This window comes from Bradyrhizobium sp. dw_78 (genome assembly GCF_018449525.1).
GTDB lineage: Bacteria > Pseudomonadota > Alphaproteobacteria > Rhizobiales > Xanthobacteraceae > Bradyrhizobium.
The window spans coordinates 175,107-192,127 of the sequence record NZ_JAAVUS010000007.1; the positions used below are offsets into that span (position 1 = coordinate 175,107).

At 62.2% G+C, this 17,021-nt stretch carries 18 protein-coding genes; 15 read left to right on the top strand and 3 right to left on the bottom strand.

The annotated features are described in order from the left end of the window. The first annotated feature begins 121 nt into the window (after window positions 1–121). The 6 genes from mepA to modC all read left to right on the top strand — a co-directional run bounded on the left by mepA (window position 122) and on the right by modC (window position 4,545). Window positions 122–1,063 carry a penicillin-insensitive murein endopeptidase gene (mepA, locus tag HB630_RS19000; RefSeq protein WP_213773807.1) on the top strand — a complete coding sequence of 314 codons (942 nt, stop codon included), beginning with the start codon at window positions 122–124 and terminating at the stop codon, window positions 1,061–1,063. A 250-nt stretch (window positions 1,064–1,313) separates the two neighbouring features. Further along, window positions 1,314–1,523: a TOBE domain-containing protein gene (locus HB630_RS19005; RefSeq protein WP_213773808.1), complete on the top strand. Its 210-nt coding sequence runs from the start codon at window positions 1,314–1,316 to the stop codon at window positions 1,521–1,523. Between the two features lie 2 nt (window positions 1,524–1,525). Continuing rightward, complete coding sequence (locus HB630_RS19010; protein ID WP_213773809.1) at window positions 1,526–2,032, top strand: hypothetical protein; 507 nt, start codon at window positions 1,526–1,528, stop codon at window positions 2,030–2,032. A 177-nt stretch (window positions 2,033–2,209) separates the two neighbouring features. After that, window positions 2,210–2,995: a molybdate ABC transporter substrate-binding protein gene (gene modA, locus HB630_RS19015; protein ID WP_213773810.1), complete on the top strand. Its 786-nt coding sequence runs from the start codon at window positions 2,210–2,212 to the stop codon at window positions 2,993–2,995. Window positions 2,996–3,181: 186 nt separating this feature from the next. Continuing rightward, the gene (gene modB / locus HB630_RS19020) at window positions 3,182–3,877 is read left to right on the top strand and encodes a molybdate ABC transporter permease subunit (RefSeq protein WP_213773811.1); all 696 of its coding nucleotides are present in this window, start codon (window positions 3,182–3,184) and stop codon (window positions 3,875–3,877) included. A 2-nt stretch (window positions 3,878–3,879) separates the two neighbouring features. Further along, on the top strand, window positions 3,880–4,545 hold the full coding sequence (gene modC, locus HB630_RS19025; protein WP_213773812.1) for a molybdenum ABC transporter ATP-binding protein: 666 nt from the start codon (window positions 3,880–3,882) through the stop codon (window positions 4,543–4,545). A gap of 154 nt (window positions 4,546–4,699) precedes the next feature. Here modC and HB630_RS19030 read toward each other — a convergent pair whose 3' ends face one another. Then, complete coding sequence (locus tag HB630_RS19030) at window positions 4,700–6,493, bottom strand: potassium/proton antiporter (RefSeq protein ID WP_213773813.1); 1,794 nt, start codon at window positions 6,491–6,493, stop codon at window positions 4,700–4,702. Window positions 6,494–6,716: 223 nt separating this feature from the next. Between HB630_RS19030 and HB630_RS19035 the strand changes: the two genes are divergently transcribed. From HB630_RS19035 to radC, 3 genes are all read left to right on the top strand, one after another. After that, window positions 6,717–8,036: a mechanosensitive ion channel domain-containing protein gene (locus HB630_RS19035; RefSeq protein ID WP_213773814.1), complete on the top strand. Its 1,320-nt coding sequence runs from the start codon at window positions 6,717–6,719 to the stop codon at window positions 8,034–8,036. 174 nt (window positions 8,037–8,210) lie between these two features. After that, the gene (map, locus tag HB630_RS19040; RefSeq protein WP_213773815.1) at window positions 8,211–9,035 is read left to right on the top strand and encodes a type I methionyl aminopeptidase; all 825 of its coding nucleotides are present in this window, start codon (window positions 8,211–8,213) and stop codon (window positions 9,033–9,035) included. Window positions 9,036–9,107: 72 nt separating this feature from the next. Next, the gene (radC, locus tag HB630_RS19045; RefSeq protein ID WP_213773816.1) at window positions 9,108–9,821 is read left to right on the top strand and encodes a DNA repair protein RadC; all 714 of its coding nucleotides are present in this window, start codon (window positions 9,108–9,110) and stop codon (window positions 9,819–9,821) included. Window positions 9,822–9,870: 49 nt separating this feature from the next. Here the strand turns inward: radC and HB630_RS19050 are convergent, their stop codons facing one another. Continuing rightward, a complete protein-coding gene (locus tag HB630_RS19050) occupies window positions 9,871–10,674 on the bottom strand; it encodes an IclR family transcriptional regulator (protein WP_213773817.1) in 804 nt (267 codons plus the stop codon). Between the two features lie 130 nt (window positions 10,675–10,804). On the opposite strand from HB630_RS19050, the gene HB630_RS19055 reads away from it, so the two are divergent. The 6 genes from HB630_RS19055 to HB630_RS19080 are packed head-to-tail and all read left to right on the top strand — an operon-like array spanning window position 10,805 to window position 15,767. Next, entirely contained in the window at window positions 10,805–11,431 is a 627-nt protein-coding gene (locus HB630_RS19055) for a flavin reductase family protein (protein ID WP_213773818.1), read from the top strand. 31 nt (window positions 11,432–11,462) lie between these two features. Further along, window positions 11,463–12,785 carry an MFS transporter gene (locus HB630_RS19060; RefSeq protein ID WP_213773819.1) on the top strand — a complete coding sequence of 441 codons (1,323 nt, stop codon included), beginning with the start codon at window positions 11,463–11,465 and terminating at the stop codon, window positions 12,783–12,785. A gap of 27 nt (window positions 12,786–12,812) precedes the next feature. Continuing rightward, the gene (locus HB630_RS19065) at window positions 12,813–13,673 is read left to right on the top strand and encodes a fumarylacetoacetate hydrolase family protein (RefSeq protein WP_213773820.1); all 861 of its coding nucleotides are present in this window, start codon (window positions 12,813–12,815) and stop codon (window positions 13,671–13,673) included. Between the two features lie 7 nt (window positions 13,674–13,680). Beyond that, window positions 13,681–14,484 carry a 2-oxo-hept-4-ene-1,7-dioate hydratase gene (gene hpaH, locus HB630_RS19070; RefSeq protein ID WP_213773821.1) on the top strand — a complete coding sequence of 268 codons (804 nt, stop codon included), beginning with the start codon at window positions 13,681–13,683 and terminating at the stop codon, window positions 14,482–14,484. A gap of 11 nt (window positions 14,485–14,495) precedes the next feature. Further along, entirely contained in the window at window positions 14,496–14,879 is a 384-nt protein-coding gene (locus HB630_RS19075) for a RidA family protein (RefSeq protein ID WP_213773822.1), read from the top strand. A 12-nt stretch (window positions 14,880–14,891) separates the two neighbouring features. Then, on the top strand, window positions 14,892–15,767 hold the full coding sequence (locus HB630_RS19080; protein WP_213773823.1) for an amidohydrolase family protein: 876 nt from the start codon (window positions 14,892–14,894) through the stop codon (window positions 15,765–15,767). A gap of 174 nt (window positions 15,768–15,941) precedes the next feature. Here the strand turns inward: HB630_RS19080 and HB630_RS19085 are convergent, their stop codons facing one another. After that, window positions 15,942–16,925 carry an oxidoreductase gene (locus tag HB630_RS19085; protein WP_213773824.1) on the bottom strand — a complete coding sequence of 328 codons (984 nt, stop codon included), beginning with the start codon at window positions 16,923–16,925 and terminating at the stop codon, window positions 15,942–15,944. Window positions 16,926–17,021 lie beyond the last annotated feature (96 nt).

Here is a 17,021-nt window from a genome sequence, read left to right on the forward strand (position 1 = left end):
GGAGCCTGATCCGGCAACGGCCTTTTACGCGGTGCATAGCGGTGGAGATCAAGCAAATGCGACTGGTACGCTTGGTACACGGGCGTTAATTCAGATAGTGACTGCGCCGTCGAGGGACCGGATGAACTCCCGCTTGCTGCTGATGCTCCTGCTGCTGGCCGCCGCCCTAGGAGGCGTCGCCGCAGCGCAGGACAAGGGCACCGTCAATCCGAAGCCGCTGCCGCCGCTTGCCAACCCCAACGACCCCAAACTTGGCGCCAAGGAACTGTTCGGCCGCAAGGTATTGCCTACGGCGGGACCGCCGCGGGTGATCGGCTTCTACGCCAAGGGATGCATCGCCGGCGCGCAAGCGCTGCCGATCAACGGCGACACTTGGCAGGTGATGCGCCTGTCACGCAACCGCAATTGGGGGTATCCCGACATGATCGCGCTGCTGGAACGGCTGTCGGTCAAGGCGCACAAGGACGCGGGCTGGCCCGGAATATTGATCGGCGACATGGCGCAGCCGCGCGGCGGCCCGATGCTGACCGGCCATGCCAGCCACCAGATCGGGCTCGATGCCGATGTCTGGCTGACGCCGATGCCGGACCACCGCTTGTCGCGCGAGGAGCGCGAGGACATGTCCGCGGTCATGATGGTCCGTTCCGATCGTCTCGACGTCGATACGAAAGTCTGGACGCCGGGCCATCTCGCCGTGATCCGTGACGCCGCGCAGGAGCCGCGGGTGGAGCGCATCTTCGTCAACGCCGCGATCAAGAAGGCGCTGTGCCGTGAGGCGACCGGCGACCGCAGCTGGCTTGCCAAGATAAGGCCAATGTACGGCCACGACTATCACTTCCATATCCGCATCACATGCCCGGCCGGCGCCAAGCAATGCGAGACCCAACCGCCGCCACCGGAGGGCGAAGGCTGCAGCCCGTCCGATTTCACCTATTGGTTCAGCGATGCCGTGCTTCACCCGAAGCCGCCGACGGAGCCGGAGCAGCCGAGCCATCCGATGACGCTGGCGCAAATGCCGGCCGATTGCCGCCAGGTATTGGCGGCACCGGACGCCAGGCAGTGACATATGGCGACGATCCATGCAGATTTGCACCGTTAAAAAAACGTTCATTTTTATTGTGAGGCATTTTCGGCGCGAGAACCGGGTATTCATGTCGCTCGAAACCGTTATATTGTTGGCTATCGTCGCGCCGTAAGCGCTGGCGAGGCTGCGGACCAGGGCTGCTGGTCTCATTCCGTCCCGCTATGCCGACATTCCCGTTATGTCATTTCGAGTTGGCATCATGCTGAGACAAGACTTTGAGGAATCCATCATGCGCATCAGTGCACGTAACCAGATCAAGGGCACCGTCGTCGAAGTGAAGAAGGGCGCGACCACCTCGCATGTCCGCGTCGATATCGGCAGCGGCGTGATCGTGACGTCGTCGATTACCAATGAAGCGGTCGACGAATTAGGCATCAAGGCCAAGGGTCACGTGACCGTGGTGGTGAAGGCTTCAGACGTCATGATTGGGGTGGATTGATCATGCGCACAGTCCTGCTGATCGGTTTCGTTTTGCTTGGAACGGCTTCCGCCTTCGCGGCGGAAGAACCAAGCGGATGCGACAAGTTCAAATGGCCGATCGAGCGGGAGCGGGCGGCGTTGACGGCACCGGATCGCATCAAGCTCGTGTCCGGCGGAGAACTCGCAACGCCGCCGGCGACGGGAATTGCGCTGGCGTTGGTTCCGCCTGCCGACGCCAAATTTCCCACGCCGCCGGAACGGGCGCCGAAAGAAGGCACTTTCGCCGGCCTTACCAGCTTCAAGAACGCGCCGAAGCCCGGTATCTACACCATCAGCCTGTCCGCGGGCGCCTGGATCGATGTGGTGCAGGATGGGCATATCCTGAAGCCAAAGGGCTTCAGCGGCGCAACCGATTGCGACGGCATTCGCAAGACCATGAAGTACGAATTATCGTCCAGCCCGTTCGTGCTGCAAATCAGCGGAGCGCGGGAAAACGCGCTGTCGGTGGCGATCCTGCCGTCCGAATAGGACGAATAGTCACCTTTACCTGACTTGCCAGCCTGTTTATTATTCGGGTCAGCGATATCCCGGTCGGCCGTAAGCTGGCGGGACTGACGGAACGGCGCTTCCGCTTGTCGCATCCATATCCAAACAACGCCTGATTTGCGCGCGCCATCGCGGCCGCGACCTCGCATGGAGCGCCATATGCATCGTCTCGCCGGATTTTTCCTCGCTTTCACGGTCCTTTTCGGATCGGCCTTCTCGCCAGCGCTGGCGCAAGACAAAAACCTGATTGTATTCGCCGCAGCCTCGATGAAGAACGCGCTCGATGAGGTCGATGCGGCCTACACCGCAAAAACTGGGGTTAAGGTCGCGGCCAGCTATGCCGCAAGCTCGACGCTGGCCAAGCAGATCGAACAGGGCGCGCCGGCGGACGTTTTCGTATCCGCCGATACCGACTGGATGGACTACACGATCGGCAAGAAGACCATCAACGAACCGACCCGGGTCAATCTGCTCGGCAACAGCATCGTGCTGGTCGCGCCAAAGGACTCCAAGATCGACAATGTGACGATCGGACAGGGCTTCGATCTCGCCAAGCTCGCGGGCGACGGCAAGATCGCTACCGGCGACGTCAAATCGGTCCCGGTCGGCAAATACGCGGAAGCCGCACTGGAAAAACTTGGAGCGTGGCGGGCCGCCGCGCCGAAATTCGCGATGGCGGAGAGCGTGCGCGCCGCGCTGGCGCTGGTCGCGCGCGGCGAAGCGGTGCTCGGCATCGTCTATTCCACCGACGCCAAGGTCGAGCCCGGCGTGAAGATCGTCGGCACCTTCCCGGCCGACTCCCATCCGCCGATCATCTATCCCGTCGCGGCGACCTCGACCGCGAAGCCGGAAGCGACCGAATATCTGGCGTTCCTCCGGACGGCAGCGGCCAAGGCCATCTTCGAGAAATATGGCTTCAGCTTCCTCGTCAGCCCGACGACCTGACGACTTCGTTGCTGCCGATTTTGGCGTTGCTGCGGTGGCTGTCGAAGGCCCAGTCAGAAATTTCAGATCGGTCAGCGGCTTTGAAACAGGCTCTGGAAAATACTGACTCTTGCCGGAGCACCGTTTGTTTCCGAAGTTCGTGACAGAGGAACCGCAAGTGCATCCGAACTTCGGAAACCCGCGCTAGTGTTCGATATTTCACCGACGGAATGGACCGCGATCGCGCTATCGCTGCGGGTCGCGACGGTGGCGACCCTGATCGCGACCCCGATCGGAATCGGCGTGGCGTGGCTGCTGGCGCGGCGTGATTTCTGGGGCAAGTCGCTGATCGACGCGCTGATCTATCTGCCGCTGGTGCTGCCACCGGTCGTCACCGGCTATTTGCTGCTATTGACGTTCGGCCGGCGCGGCTTGGTCGGCGCATGGCTTGCCAACCAACTCGGCATCGTGTTGGCGTTCCGCTGGACCGGCGCGGCGCTCGCCTGCGGCGTCATGTCGTTTCCGCTGCTGGTGCGGCCGATGCGGCTGTCCATCGAAGCGGTGGATCGAAAACTCGAGCAGGCCGCAGCAACACTGGGCGCGGCGCCCTGGCAGGTATTCCTTACCGTCACGCTGCCGCTGGCGCTGCCGGGCGTGCTGGCCGGCATGGTGCTCGGCTTTGCCAAGGCAATCGGCGAGTTCGGCGCAACCATCACCTTCGTGTCGAACATTCCCGGGGAAACCCAAACCATTTCGTCAGCGATCTATTCGCTGACCCAGACCCCCGACGGCGACGCCGCTGCGCTGCGGCTGGTCGTGGTGTCGATCCTGATTGCGACGACGGCGCTGGTGGCGTCCGAAGTGTTCGCGCGGCGCGCCACGCGGCGCGTGCATGGTAATTGACGATGCTGCATGTCGACGTTTCAAAACAACTCGGCGACTTCCTGCTTGAAGCCTCCTTTACGAGCGAAGGCCGCGTCACCGGGCTGTTCGGTGCATCCGGCGCCGGCAAGACATCGCTGATCAACATGATCGCGGGTCTGGTGCGGCCCGATCGCGGCGTCATCGCCATCGATGGCGAGACGCTCGACGATACGGCCGCGCGCATTCACGTCCCGCCTCATCGCCGCCGCATCGGCTATGTGTTCCAGGATGCGCGGCTGTTTCCGCATCTCAACGTGCGCCAGAATCTCGACTATGGCCGGCGCATGAATCGCCTCGCCGACGACCCCGCGCAGCGGACGCGCGTCATCGATCTGCTCGATATCGGCAAGCTGTTGGATCGCCGGCCGGGACGGCTCTCGGGCGGCGAGCGCCAGCGCGTCGCGTTCGGCCGCGCGCTGCTGTCAAAACCCAGATTACTGCTATTGGATGAGCCGCTGGGAGCGCTGGACGAAGGAAGGAAGCATGAGATCCTGCCCTATCTGGTACGCCTGCGCGATGAGGCCGGGATTCCCATGGTCTATGTCAGCCATGACGCGGCGGAATTGCGCCAATTGGCGACCCAGATCGTAATGCTCCGGAGCGGGCACATCACCGCCTTCGGCGGCGTCAAGGTGTTGACGAGTTAACCCCAAGCCGTCATTCCGGAGCGACGCCACCGGGTCCGCGCGAAGCGCGGTCCGATGATCGGCTCCGCGTCGAACCCTGGAATCCGGCAGTTGTGGCTGAGATTCCGGGTTCGCGCTAACGCACGTCCCGGAATGACGAGAGCGGCAAGCGGCTTCAAATCCCCGCCACCGACGACCAGAGCTCCGACAGCTTGCGTTTGAACGACTCCAACCGTGTCGGATATTCGGTCTTTTCCTCATCCTCCGGCAGGCGAAGGCCGACCGCATTGACCCTGCCACCGCTGAGATTGCGCGCCACCAGCACGATGGCGTCGAGCGCCAGCGCCGCGCCTTCCTTCGGCGCGTGATCCAGATGGACATCGAAATAATCCGCCAGCGTCAGCTTCGCCTGTTCGGCGTCGACGGTAACGCCATAGGCTTCGGCGATATCGCCGAGCGTGACCTCGCCGGACACCGTAAAATCCCCCAACAGATGCGGATCGGGCGCCGAACTCGGCGGCATGTCGACGAAGAAGCGGTCGAGCGCCTCGGCCTTCTCCGGCGGCGCCAGCAGATAGAGGTAATCTCCCGGCGCGATCGGATCGGCCTCGGCAGGCGACAGAATGCGCTGGTCGCGGATCACCAGCGTCGGCTTCGACCAGGAGGGGATGAGACCGCGCCGGAAAAACAGGCTTTTGGGACGGACGGAATAACCGACCAGCTGCTGTTCGAGCTGGCCGGGCAGATCGAGTTCGACCCGCCGCGGCACGCGATCGGTGCGCGGCAGCGCCACATGAAGCCGCCGCGCCGCCGCGGCCAACGTCCAGCCCTGCAACAGCAGCGAGATGATAACGACGACAAAGGCGACGTCGAAATAAAGATAGGCCTTCGACAGCCCGACCAGCATCGGGATCGATGCCAGGAAGATCGCGACCGCGCCGCGAAGCCCGGTCCAGGCGATGAAGAGCTTTTCCCGCCAATTGAAGCGGAACGGCGCAAGACACAGAAACACCGCAACCGGCCGCGCCACCAGCATCAGCGACAGCGCGACGATCACGGCCGGCACGACGCTGCCCATCAGCCGCTGCGGCGAGACCAGAAGACCGAGCAGGACGAACATCACGATCTGCGCCAGCCAGGTCGCGGCGTCGAGAAACGTCACCACCGAATTATGCGCGCGCGTCGGACGGTTGCCGATGATGATGCCCGCCAGATAGACCGCGAGGAATCCCGAGGCATGCGCGATCTGCGCGCCGCCGAAAATCACCAGTGCGGCGGTGGCGACGAACGGTGCATGCAAGCCCTGCGGCAGGGCCACGCGGTTGAGCGCCAGCACAACGGTGCGGCCGCCGATGACGCCGATGATAGCGCCAAGCCCGGCCTCGCGGGCGAATTCCAGCACGACATGCCAGGGTGAGCCGGCGCCGCGCGAGATCAACTCCACCAGCATCAGCGTGAGGAAGACCGCGAACGGGTCGTTGGTGCCGGATTCAGCCTCCAGCGTCGCGCCGACGCGCGGGCGCAGCCGCAAGCCCTGCGTATGCACCAGCAGGAACACCGCCGCCGCATCGGTCGACGCCACCACGGCGCCGACCAGCAGCGCCTCGGTCCAGTTCAGGTCAAGCGCATATCGGGCGACCGGCGCGGTGATCAGCGCCGTCAGCAAGACGCCGATCGTCGCCAGCCCCATCGATGGCGCAAGCACCGCGCGAATGCTCTGAAAACGCGTTCGCAGGCCGCCATCGAACAGGATCAGCGCCAGCGCCACCGACCCGACCAGATAGGTCGTGCGCACGTCGTCGAAATTCAGGTGGCCCGGACCGGAATCGCCGGCCACCATGCCTATCAGGAGAAACACCAGCAGCAAGGGTGCGCCGAACCGCAGCGCGAGCAGGCTCGACAGGATACCGGCCATCACCAGCACGGCGCCGAGAAGGATCGTCAGACTGACCGCGTCGAGAGATGCCATGAGCCTCCGCAAACAAGGGCAAATACCTGCAACTGATCCTTATCGTCGCCACACTTCGCCGCCAAGGCCATTTGCGCCGATGGCGACAATGTGCCCGTCAGACCCGCTCCAAACGGCGGCGCCGACGCGTCACGGCAATGGCGTCAATGCGACTTGTGTGGAAATCTGCCGGATATTCGAATCAAATTTAGCCGCGCGCGACGATCTGCCTTGAGAAGAGATTTTGACGATGGACATGACCGACATCCTTGATTTCCTGCATTCGGCCGCGCGGTCGGTCGGCGCGGAAGTCACGTCGCCATGGTTTTATCTGCAGATCGGCCTGGTGCTGGCCGGCGCCGGGATTTCGTTCGCGACCGGGGCAGCGATCCGCGCGCGGACCGACATGAAAACGCTCGGCAAGGGCTGGCCTGCGCCGCTACCGGTGGTCGCACGCGTGCTGGTCAGCTACTCGTCGACGGCGGTATTTGCGGTGCTGATGCGCCTAACGCGGCTGGCCATGCAGACATTGACCTGGCCGAGCCGCAGCTACCTGCTCGCGGTGTTCGCCAAGCTTGCCCTGGCGTGGCTGGTTATCCGTCTCGTGACGTCGGTCATTCGCAACGAATTCCTCGTCCGTCTGGTGTCGCTGTCGGCGTGGCTGGTGGCGGCGCTGAGCATCATCGGGCAGCTCGACCCGACCATCGATGCGCTCGATTCGATCTCCATCGAGATCGGCGGCCTGCGGCTGACACCGCTAGTGCTGATCAAGCTCGGCATATTGTTGTCGGTGACGCTGTGGCTGACCAATATCGCTAGCAACTTCGTGGAAAGCCGGATCACGCGGTCCGACGATCTGACGCCGTCGATCCAGGTGTTGCTGGTCAAGATCATCCGGCTCGCGCTGATGGTCCTCGCCGTCGCGGCGGCCATGAGCGCGGTCGGCATCAATCTCTCGGCGCTCGCGATCTTCTCCGGTGCAGCCGGCGTCGGCATCGGCTTCGGTTTGCAGAAGATCATCGCCAATTTCATCAGCGGCATCATCCTGCTTGCGGATAAGTCGGTAAAACCCGGCGATCTCGTCACCATCGGCGACAGTTCGGGGCGCATCAGCGCGATGAAGACACGCTATATCTCGGTCGCCGCTGGCGACGGCCGCGAATTCCTGATCCCCAACGAGGATCTGGTGACGCAAAAGGTCACCAACTGGACCTATACCGACAACAACACGCTGGTGAAGGTCAATTTCGGCACCAATTACGACGCCGATCCCCACCTGGTCTGTAAGCTGGCCGCGGACATCGCGGCGGCATCGCCCCGCGCCATCAAGGGCAAGCCGCCGGGCTGCATTTTGACGGAATTCGCCGAAGCCGGGATGAAATTCTCCCTCACCTTCTGGATCGGCGATCCCGACGGAATGGACAATGTGAAGAGCGACGTGATGCTGGCGCTCTGGGACGCGTTCAAACGCGAGGGCATCCGCGTGCCCTATCCGGTTCGCGAGCTCCGCGTCCGCAGCGGCGCGCTCCCGGTCGAGAACACCGTCGTGGAGGTTTCGAGCTGACGTCCGGGCCATGGGGCAGCCGGGCCTCGCCACAACCTTAGCCTGCGGTTCCATATTTGCCATGTCCGGAGAGCACGGCAACCTTGCCGCCAACCTTGGCTTGCGCTGGCCGCTCCGATCATTAAATTAACGTCACAAACCGCAACCGCAGTCCTGCCGAAACGTGATCCAGCCATGAGCTATGTCGACGCCACCGAAACGTCCCTGCGCAAGACCGGACAGATCAAGCTGCATGGGCAGGGCGGATTTGCCGGCATGCGCAAGGCCGGTGCGCTGGTGGCGAAATGCCTTGATGACCTCACCGATATCGTGAAACCGGGAATACCGACCTCGCGGATCGACGAATTCGTCCGCGATTTTGCCTTTTCCCACGGCGCCTATCCCGCGACGTTGATGTATCGCGGCTACCGTTATTCGACCTGCACCTCGATCAACCACGTGGTCTGCCACGGCATGCCGGGCGACCGGGTGCTGAAGGAAGGCGATATCGTCAATATCGACGTCACCTTCATCGTCGAGGGCTGGTACGGCGATTCGAGCCGGATGTATGCGATCGGCCCGATCGCCCGCAAGGCCGAACGGCTGATCGAAGTGACCTATGAGGCCATGATGCGCGGCATCGCCGCGGTGAAGCCAGGCGCCACCACGGGTGATATCGGCTACGCCATTCAAAGTTTCGTCGAGCCGCAAGGCATGAGCGTGGTGCGCGACTTCTGCGGCCACGGGCTGGGCCGTATATTCCATGACGAACCCAACATCATCCATATCGGCCGGCCCGGCGAGGGTGTGGTGTTGAGGCCCGGCATGTTCTTCACCATCGAGCCCATGATCAATCTCGGCAAGCCGCATGTGAAGATCCTGTCGGACGGCTGGACCGCAGTGACGCGCGACCGCTCGCTGTCGGCGCAATTCGAGCATTCGGTCGGCGTTACCGCAACCGGTGTCGAAATCTTCACGCTGTCGCAACGCCACGGCGAAAGGCCGCCGATCGCAGGTTAATTTTCAGGCCGCCCGGCCGCCGCCCGCACTTCACGGTTGCAAAACCCGTCCGGCACGGCATGGTGGGCGCCGATGCCCGCGAAGACCAGCCAGCCGCAGGACGAATCCGCAGAGGCGCCGCATTATCACGGCCATCGCGAACGGCTGCGCGAGCGATTTCGCAGCGCCGGGCCGGACGCGCTGAGCGACTATGAATTGCTGGAGATGGCGCTGTTTCCGGCGCTGCCGCGACGCGACACCAAGCCACTCGCCAAATCCCTGCTCAAGAAGTTCGGCTCGTTCGCCGAAGTCATTCACGCGCCGGAAGCGCGGCTGCGGGAAGTGGACGGCATCGGCGACGCTTCCATTAACCAGATCAAGCTGATCGCCGCCGCCGCGATCCGCATCGCCAAGGGCGAGTTGCAGCAACGCACCGCGCTGTCGTCCTGGAACGACGTGGTCGATTATTGCCGCACCAGCATGGCGTTTGCCGACAAGGAACAGTTTCGCATCCTGTTTCTCGACAAGCGCAACCAGCTGATATCGGACGAAGTGCAGCAGGTCGGCACCGTCGACCACACGCCGGTCTATCCGCGCGAGGTGATCAAGCGGGCGCTGGAATTATCAGCGACCGCGCTGATCCTGGTCCACAACCACCCTTCCGGCGATCCGACGCCATCGCAAGCGGACATCCAGATGACCCGGGCGATCGTCGATATCGCCAAGCCGCTCGGCATTTCCGTGCATGACCACATTATCGTCGGCAGGAACGGGCATGCGAGCCTGAAGGGGATGCGGCTGATATAATAGCCGGTCAATTTCGCGACAGACAGCGGATGCTTCATCAAAGCTGGCGTCAATGGTCCTGGTTCAGGACCTCTTCGATCGAGCGGACCGTAGTTTTCAGAATCTCGCCCAACTCGCTTTCCCGGCGCGGTCCCAGCCGGCTTCGAATCGCTGCGATCGTTATCGCAGCGATCGGCCCCCCATCGACGTCCCTGATCGTTGCGGAAATGGCTTTCGTGCCCGGCACCAGCCCGATGTGATGAATGCCGTAGCCTCGCCGCCGCGCGGCCGCGATCTGATCCAGCGCGATAGCCGGCGTCGTACGATAAGCGCCAAATCGAACTTGATTCTTGCTGATGATCTGGCGCGCTTCCGTCGACGACAGCGCGGCAAGTATCGCAATGCCTGCGCTGCTGACCCCCAATGGCCGTCTGGCACCCACTTCAATGGACAACACCTGAATTGGATAGGTCCCGATCAGCCGCGCGACGCACAGGCTATCCAGTCCAGTCCTAACCGTGAGGAACAACGTATCACCGACGTCCCGCGACAGACGCGACAGATAAGGCTCGGACGCGACAATCAGCGCAGAACGCGATTGCCGCGCGAGCGCAAGCTCCGGAACCTGCTGACCGATCGCAAAGCGCTTGCCCCTGGCGCTCCTCTCGACAATGCCCTCCTCCATCAGGACGTGAACGAGGCGATGCGCCGTGGGTCTGGTCAATCCCGTTGCCGCGACGACTTCCGAGAGGGGAAGCCCGGTTTCCCGACCTGCTGCGAGGACCCGTAACACGGCGAGCGCCCTGCGCAGGCTTTGCGCGCCCTTTCGCGGCTCGCTCGCGGCTTTCTGCTTTTTGCTGGATTTACGTGGCATGGCATTTTACGTCCTCCCCACAGTGTTCACATTGTGGACAAAAACACCACAATTTATTCGACGTTCCGGCCTGAACGGCGAATTGTCGGACTTGCGGTGTCGGAGACAAGAAACACCACGAGGAAACGTCATGCAGGTCGATCCCACCAAGCTGGGGGCAGAAGAAGCGTACCGATTAATCACCGGGATTGTGGTGCCGCGGCCGATTGCGTGGGTTTCGACCCTTTCCGGCACAGGTGTCGTCAATCTCGCTCCGTTCAGCGCCTTCACCTTCGTATCGCCGAAGCCACCGATGCTGGCGATCAGTGTGGGCCGCAAGGCCGGCATCTACAAAGACACCGCTCATAATATTTTATCGACGGAAGAGTTCGTGATTCATATCGCGGACTCCCCCCTGACAACGGCCGTGCATGAGAGTTCGGCCGAGTTTCCGTCCGACGTCAGTGAAGTCGAACACCTGGGCCTGGCGACGCTTGCAAGCGAAAAGGTCAGGCCACCGCGCATCGCGGCGGCGCCGATCGCGATGGAGTGTCGATTTCGGCAGTGCATCGAATTCGGGGAGACGCGCAGCCGCCTGCTGGTCGGAGAAGTTCTCGTTTTTCATATCCGCGACGATCTTCTCAAGAACGGCAAGATCGAGACGGAAGCTCTCGATCCGATCGCGCGGATCGCCGGCCCACGTTACGCGCGCCTCGGCGAAATCATCACCATGAAGTCGGTGTTTCAGACTTCCAAATCGGCATCCTCAGACCGGTGAAAATCGACGCGGCAGTTTTTGCGGAGGAATTATGACGGGGACATCCATCGAGACATCCAGCTATTCGCGGGTCGAGCGAATCTCGATCATCGCTTCTTGCATGCTCGGATTCGCGCTCGATCTTTATGACGTCCTGATTATGCCGTTCCTGATGGGCTCGATTCAGAAGTCGCTCCAGATCTCCCTGGCTCAGGTCGCCAGCATTACCAGCCTGACGCTGATCGGCTCCGTGATCGGAGGCGCCCTGTTCGGCTGGCTCGGCGATCGCGTCGGCCGCAAGCAATCGCTTCAATTGACGCTGCTGCTGTTCGCGGCCGGCTCCATCTCTTCCGCATTTGCCTGGAACTACTGGTCGCTTGCCATCCTGCGCTTTGCAACCGGCATCGGCCTCGGCGGCGAATGGGGTGCCGGCATGGTGCTCTTCAATGAAGCCTGGAACAAGGAACGGCGCGGCCTCGGCAGCGCTTTCATTCAGGGCAGCGCCGTCCTGGCAAGCGCCAGCGCGTCGGTCATCGGCGTCTGGGCCACGACGTCATTCAGCCTTGAATGGGGCTGGAGGATCGCGCTTCTGACCGGAGGCTCGCCGATTCTGCTGATGATTTTCATCCGCCTGTTCATGCCGGAGTCAAAAGCCTGGCTGCAGTTCGATCGCACCCGCAAGAGCAATGCGCTTCAGACCGCCGCACCAAAGCAGACCAACACACTCGTCAAGATGTTCCAGGGCCGCCTGCTTCCGATTTCGCTGATGTGCCTGGCGTGGATGATGGCCTACATGTTCAGCTATTACGGCATCGTGGTGTTCATGCCGACACTGATGCAAAAATCGCTCAACACCCCTCCCGAGATCGTGCGTAACATCTCGGTCATCGCCTCGATCGTGGGCGGCATTTCCTATATCGCGATGGGCGCCCTCAACGACGCCTATGGCCGGCGGTTCGGCGCGCTGGTGCCGGGCCTCTCCTGGTTCGCGATGGCCTGCGGCCTCTATCTCTACGCTCACGAAAACTACGCAGGCAATCTGTTCGAATTCCCGATCTTCTGGATCTACCTTACTTTCGTGATCGGCAATTCATCATTGGGCGTTGTCGGCACCTGGCTGTCGGAAATCTATCCCATCGATGTCCGATCGACTGCGGTTTCCTTCATCTACATGGCCGGACGCGGCATCGGCAGCCTCGCGCCGGTGATCGTGCCGATGGCATCGGCCTTCTTCGGAGGCGAACTCGCTCTCGGCATGTTGGTCGTTGCGCCCGCGATCCTGCTGTTCATCGCCATGACGCTTTCGCTTCCCGAAACACGCGGCCGCGAACTGGCGGTCAAGGCAAAACCCTCGACTCAACAACAGACCGTCTAGTGCGACGGCAATCCGGAGATTTCGACCATGCGATTCCTCAGCTATCTCGAGAACGGTCAGACGCGATATGGCGTCGTCGCAGGCGGCGGCGTCATTGATCTCACGAGACGCATCGGGGCTGAATTTCGGGATTTACGGACGCTAATCGCAAACGACGGCATGGCGGCGGCGCGCGAGGCGGCGGCCGGCCAAAGGCCCGACCATGCCCTCGAAGATCTGGCGTTGCTCCCGCCCATCCCCGCGCCGGAGAAGCTCTGGTGCATCGGCGTGAACTACAGGGATCGCAATGCCGAGTACAAAGACAATTCGGACTTGCCGAAATATCCAAGTCTTTTCGTCCGGAATCCGTCGTCTGTCGTCGGATCCGGTCAGCCTATCGAAAAGCCGAAGGTGTCCGAACAACTCGACTATGAGGGCGAACTCGTCATCGTTATCGGCAAGGAAGGACGGCACATCCCGCGCGAACAAGCCTGGCAGCACATCTTCGGCATAACGCTGTGCAACGAGGGCAGCGTTCGCGATTGGCTGCATCACGGCAAGTTCAACGTCACCCAGGGCAAGAACTTCGACAGATCTGGCAGTATCGGTCCCTGGATCGTCACCGTCGACGAGCTCGATCCGCGCGGTCCGCATGACATCGTCACCCGCGTCAACGGCGAATTGCGACAGAAGGATACAACTGAACGCCTGATGTTCCCGTTCGATTTCCTAATCGCCTATCTGTCGACCTTCGCTACCCTCAAGCCTGGCGACATGATCGCGACCGGGACGCCGACGGGCGCCGGCGCACGTTTCGATCCGCCGCGATGGCTGAAGCCGGGCGACGTCGTCGAAGTCGAATCCGCAGGGATCGGCATCCTTCGCAACACCGTCACCGCCGAGAAGTAAGCCAGCCATGCTCGACCAACCGATAATCGACAGCCTTGCGCAGCGTCTCGACGAGGCGGAACGCACCAAATCCCTCGTCCGCATGTTCACGCTCGAACATCCCGACCTCACGATCGAGGACGCTTACGCGATCCAGCGCGCATGGACCAAACTCCAGGTCGGACGCGGCCGGGTCATCAAGGGGCACAAAATAGGACTGACCTCTAAGGCCATGCAAAGCGCCGTCGGCATCGCCGAGCCCGACTATGGCGTGCTGTTCGAGGACATGTTTTACGCCGACGCCGGCGAAATTCCCTTCAGTCGCTTTCAAGCGCCGCGAATCGAGGTCGAGCTTGCGTTCGTCCTGAAAGCTCCCTTGAAGGGTCCCGGCTGCACCATCTTCGACGTTCTCGATGCCACGGGCTACGTCACGCCGGCCCTCGAAATCCTCGAAACCCGGATGCACCGGATCGATCCGGAAACCGGGGTTTCCCGCAAGGTCATGGATACGATTTCCGACAACGCCGCGAACGCCGCCCTGGTACTTGGCGGACGGCCGTTCCGGCCGCAAGACGCGGATCTGCGCTGGGTCGGCGCTCTGTTGTTTCGCAACGGCCAGATCGAGGAAACCGGCGTCGCGGCGGGTGTTCTCAATCATCCCGCCAACGGCGTGGCTTGGCTCGCGAACAGGCTCTTTCCCCACGGCGAGCATCTCGCCGCCGGCGAAGTCGTTCTGGCCGGATCGTTCACCCGGCCGGTCGATATCCGCAAGGGCGACACGTTCCACGCCGACTACGGGGCGTTCGGATCAATCTCCTGCCAGTTCGTCTAGAGGAAACACACATGGCAAGACGCAAAAGCATCCAGATTGGAGAATTCAAGCATGCCAACCCGATCCCGAACGCCAGTCGCATTGGCCATCTTCTGATGTCGGGCGTAATCCTCGGACGCGATCCCAGGACGGCCGAGATGCCTCCGTCGATCGAAGAACAATGCGCCAACATGTTCGCGCATATCAAGGCGATCGTCAAAGCCGGCGGCGGCACCACCGACGACATCATCAAGATGACCGTGTGGCTCAAGGATCGCTCGCAGCGCGGGCCCGTCAATACCGAGTGGCTGAAGATGTTTCCAGACGAGCACTCGCGGCCGGCCCGTCACGCGCTGCAAATGGACATGGAAGGCGGCGCGCTCGTGCAGTGCGATTTCACCGCCGTCATCGATTGAGAGGAACCAGACATGCCGGACTACCTTGCGTTCGATCCCAACCCGCGCCGGCCGTCGATGCTGCCGCCGCCGAAAAGCTGCGACAGTCAATTCCACGTGCTTGGACCGCTCAGCAAATATCCGGTGCGGCCGGGCGCGGCCTACCAGATGCCGACGGCGACCTGGGAGGCCGCGCTTCGTGTCCACAGGACGCTCGGAATCGAGCGTGGCGTGATCGTTCAAACGACGACCTATGGCGCGGACCATTCGGTGGTGCTGGATGGCCTGGCCGCGATGGGACCCAATTATCGCGGATGCGCCAATGCATTGGTATTTGCCGAGGCGGACGACGCCTATCTCGGTAAACTGCATGACGCCGGAGTCCGTGGAGCGCGCTTCAGCTTCCGCCAAGAACTTGGCGCGGTCCTGTCCGACGCTGCCTTTGCGCGCGCCATTGCCAGGATCCGGGAGCTTGGCTGGTACGCGAAGATTCAACCCGAAAAGGACGGCATCGTCAGCAGCGTCGCCAAATATGAATCGCTAGATGTCCCGGTTCTGATCGATCATATGGCGCGCCCGGACCCCACGCGGGGAAACGACGATCCCAACCTTCGTAAGATGCTGGAACTGCTTTCCAAAGGCAATTTCTGGGTCATGCTGTCGCTGGGAGAGAAGACCTCAAAGGCCGGACCACCATGGAACGACGTGATTCCAATTGCCCGGGCCTATATCGAGGCCGCCCCGGACCGATGCGTCTGGGCCAGTGACTGGCCACATCCGGTCTCGATGGTCCAGCCTCCCAACGACGCCGATCTGCTCGAACTCCTGTATCGTTATGCGCCCGACGAAACTGAACGGCGGAAAATTCTGGTCGAGAACCCGGCGAAACTCTTTGGCTTTGGACTTTGACGGCTTGGCTTGATCGGCATCGCCGACGATCGGCAGCAGGAAACACATGCGGCGATTGTGATCCGCGCGCGGCATCGCCGCGCACGGTCACATCATCGGCAGCAACGGTATACCAGAGTCTTATCGGTTCTGATTGAATCTTGAATCAGAACCGGGCTCTCCAGAGCTATGCGATTACTCCGGAAGGCTGCAGTCCGCGAGTTTCTCGCTTAGCGCCCAGAGCCGTTCCGCAAGCGCCGGATCGCAGGCCCACGGAGATACGCCGGCCATTCCGGTATAGTCGGCCGGCACGGCTTCCGCGATATCGCAGTCCTCGCAATAGACGCCGCCGAGGCCGTCGAGGCGCAGGCTGGTCGCGCACCACACCGACGTCGCCGCTCCCTGCGGCACCGTCTTGAATTCGCGCTCGTTCTGCGGGCCCAGGTCGAAGCTGCCGTCGGGTTGGCGGGTGATGCCGAAGCGCTTGAAATCGTCGTCATCGAGATGGCGGATCAGATCGGTCAGGATGGCGCCGGGATGCAGCGAAAAGGCGCGCACACCGGCCTCCTTCCCGCGCCGGTCGAGGGCCAGTGCGAACAAGGCGTTGGCGGTCTTGGACTGGCCATAGGCCTGCCATTTGTCATAGGCGCGCCGCTCGTAATTCGGGTCGTCGAAATCGACACCGGAGAAGCGATGTCCGCGCGAGGACACCGCCACCACGCGGGCGCCGCCCGCTTTGGCCAGAGCAGGCCAAAGCTTCACGGTAAGCCGGAAATGGCCGAGATGGTTGGCCGCGAACTGGCTCTCATAGCCCCTTCCGTCCCGGGTCAGCGGCGCCGCCATGACGCCGGCACTGTTGATCAGCATGTGGATCGGCCGGCCACTCGCCAGGAAACCTGCGACGAAGCGATCGATCGAGGCCGGGTCGAGCAGGTCGAGGGCGGCCAGTTCGACGCCCGCGATCCCCTGCAAATTCCTTTTCGCTTTCTCCGCGCTACGCGCGGGCACGATCACCGTGGCGCCGGCCGCCGCCAGCGCCCGTGTCGTTTCCGTCCCGATCCCGGAATAGCCACCGGTCACGATGGCGATTTTGCCGGCAAGATCGCCGTTACCCAGCGCCTCGGTAGCGGTGGTCTTGGCATTGAGTCCGGAATGAATCGGTTTCTGTTCTGTCGTCACGGGCAGGCTCCTTTTCGTCGTATTGAACGCAGGTAAGTTGCCTTATTGGGATGATCCATGTAGAAAAATCCTGATTTCCTATGAGATCGTTCAAAG

What these genes read in the sequence shown, in the direction of transcription:
- HB630_RS19065 (WP_213773820.1), top strand. Translation starts at nt 12,813, where the DNA reads ATGCGATTCCTCAGCTATCTCGAGAACGGTCAGACGCGATATGGCGTC.
- HB630_RS19080 (WP_213773823.1), top strand. Translation starts at nt 14,892, where the DNA reads ATGCCGGACTACCTTGCGTTCGATCCCAACCCGCGCCGGCCGTCGATG.
- radC (WP_213773816.1), top strand. Translation starts at nt 9,108, where the DNA reads ATGCCCGCGAAGACCAGCCAGCCGCAGGACGAATCCGCAGAGGCGCCG.
- hpaH (WP_213773821.1), top strand. Translation starts at nt 13,681, where the DNA reads ATGCTCGACCAACCGATAATCGACAGCCTTGCGCAGCGTCTCGACGAG.
- HB630_RS19050 (WP_213773817.1), bottom strand. Translation starts at nt 10,674, where the DNA reads ATGCCACGTAAATCCAGCAAAAAGCAGAAAGCCGCGAGCGAGCCGCGA.
- HB630_RS19030 (WP_213773813.1), bottom strand. Translation starts at nt 6,493, where the DNA reads ATGGCATCTCTCGACGCGGTCAGTCTGACGATCCTTCTCGGCGCCGTG.
- modA (WP_213773810.1), top strand. Translation starts at nt 2,210, where the DNA reads ATGCATCGTCTCGCCGGATTTTTCCTCGCTTTCACGGTCCTTTTCGGA.
- mepA (WP_213773807.1), top strand. Translation starts at nt 122, where the DNA reads ATGAACTCCCGCTTGCTGCTGATGCTCCTGCTGCTGGCCGCCGCCCTA.
- modC (WP_213773812.1), top strand. Translation starts at nt 3,880, where the DNA reads ATGCTGCATGTCGACGTTTCAAAACAACTCGGCGACTTCCTGCTTGAA.
- HB630_RS19010 (WP_213773809.1), top strand. Translation starts at nt 1,526, where the DNA reads ATGCGCACAGTCCTGCTGATCGGTTTCGTTTTGCTTGGAACGGCTTCC.
- HB630_RS19055 (WP_213773818.1), top strand. Translation starts at nt 10,805, where the DNA reads ATGCAGGTCGATCCCACCAAGCTGGGGGCAGAAGAAGCGTACCGATTA.
- HB630_RS19060 (WP_213773819.1), top strand. Translation starts at nt 11,463, where the DNA reads ATGACGGGGACATCCATCGAGACATCCAGCTATTCGCGGGTCGAGCGA.
- map (WP_213773815.1), top strand. Translation starts at nt 8,211, where the DNA reads ATGAGCTATGTCGACGCCACCGAAACGTCCCTGCGCAAGACCGGACAG.
- HB630_RS19075 (WP_213773822.1), top strand. Translation starts at nt 14,496, where the DNA reads ATGGCAAGACGCAAAAGCATCCAGATTGGAGAATTCAAGCATGCCAAC.
- HB630_RS19005 (WP_213773808.1), top strand. Translation starts at nt 1,314, where the DNA reads ATGCGCATCAGTGCACGTAACCAGATCAAGGGCACCGTCGTCGAAGTG.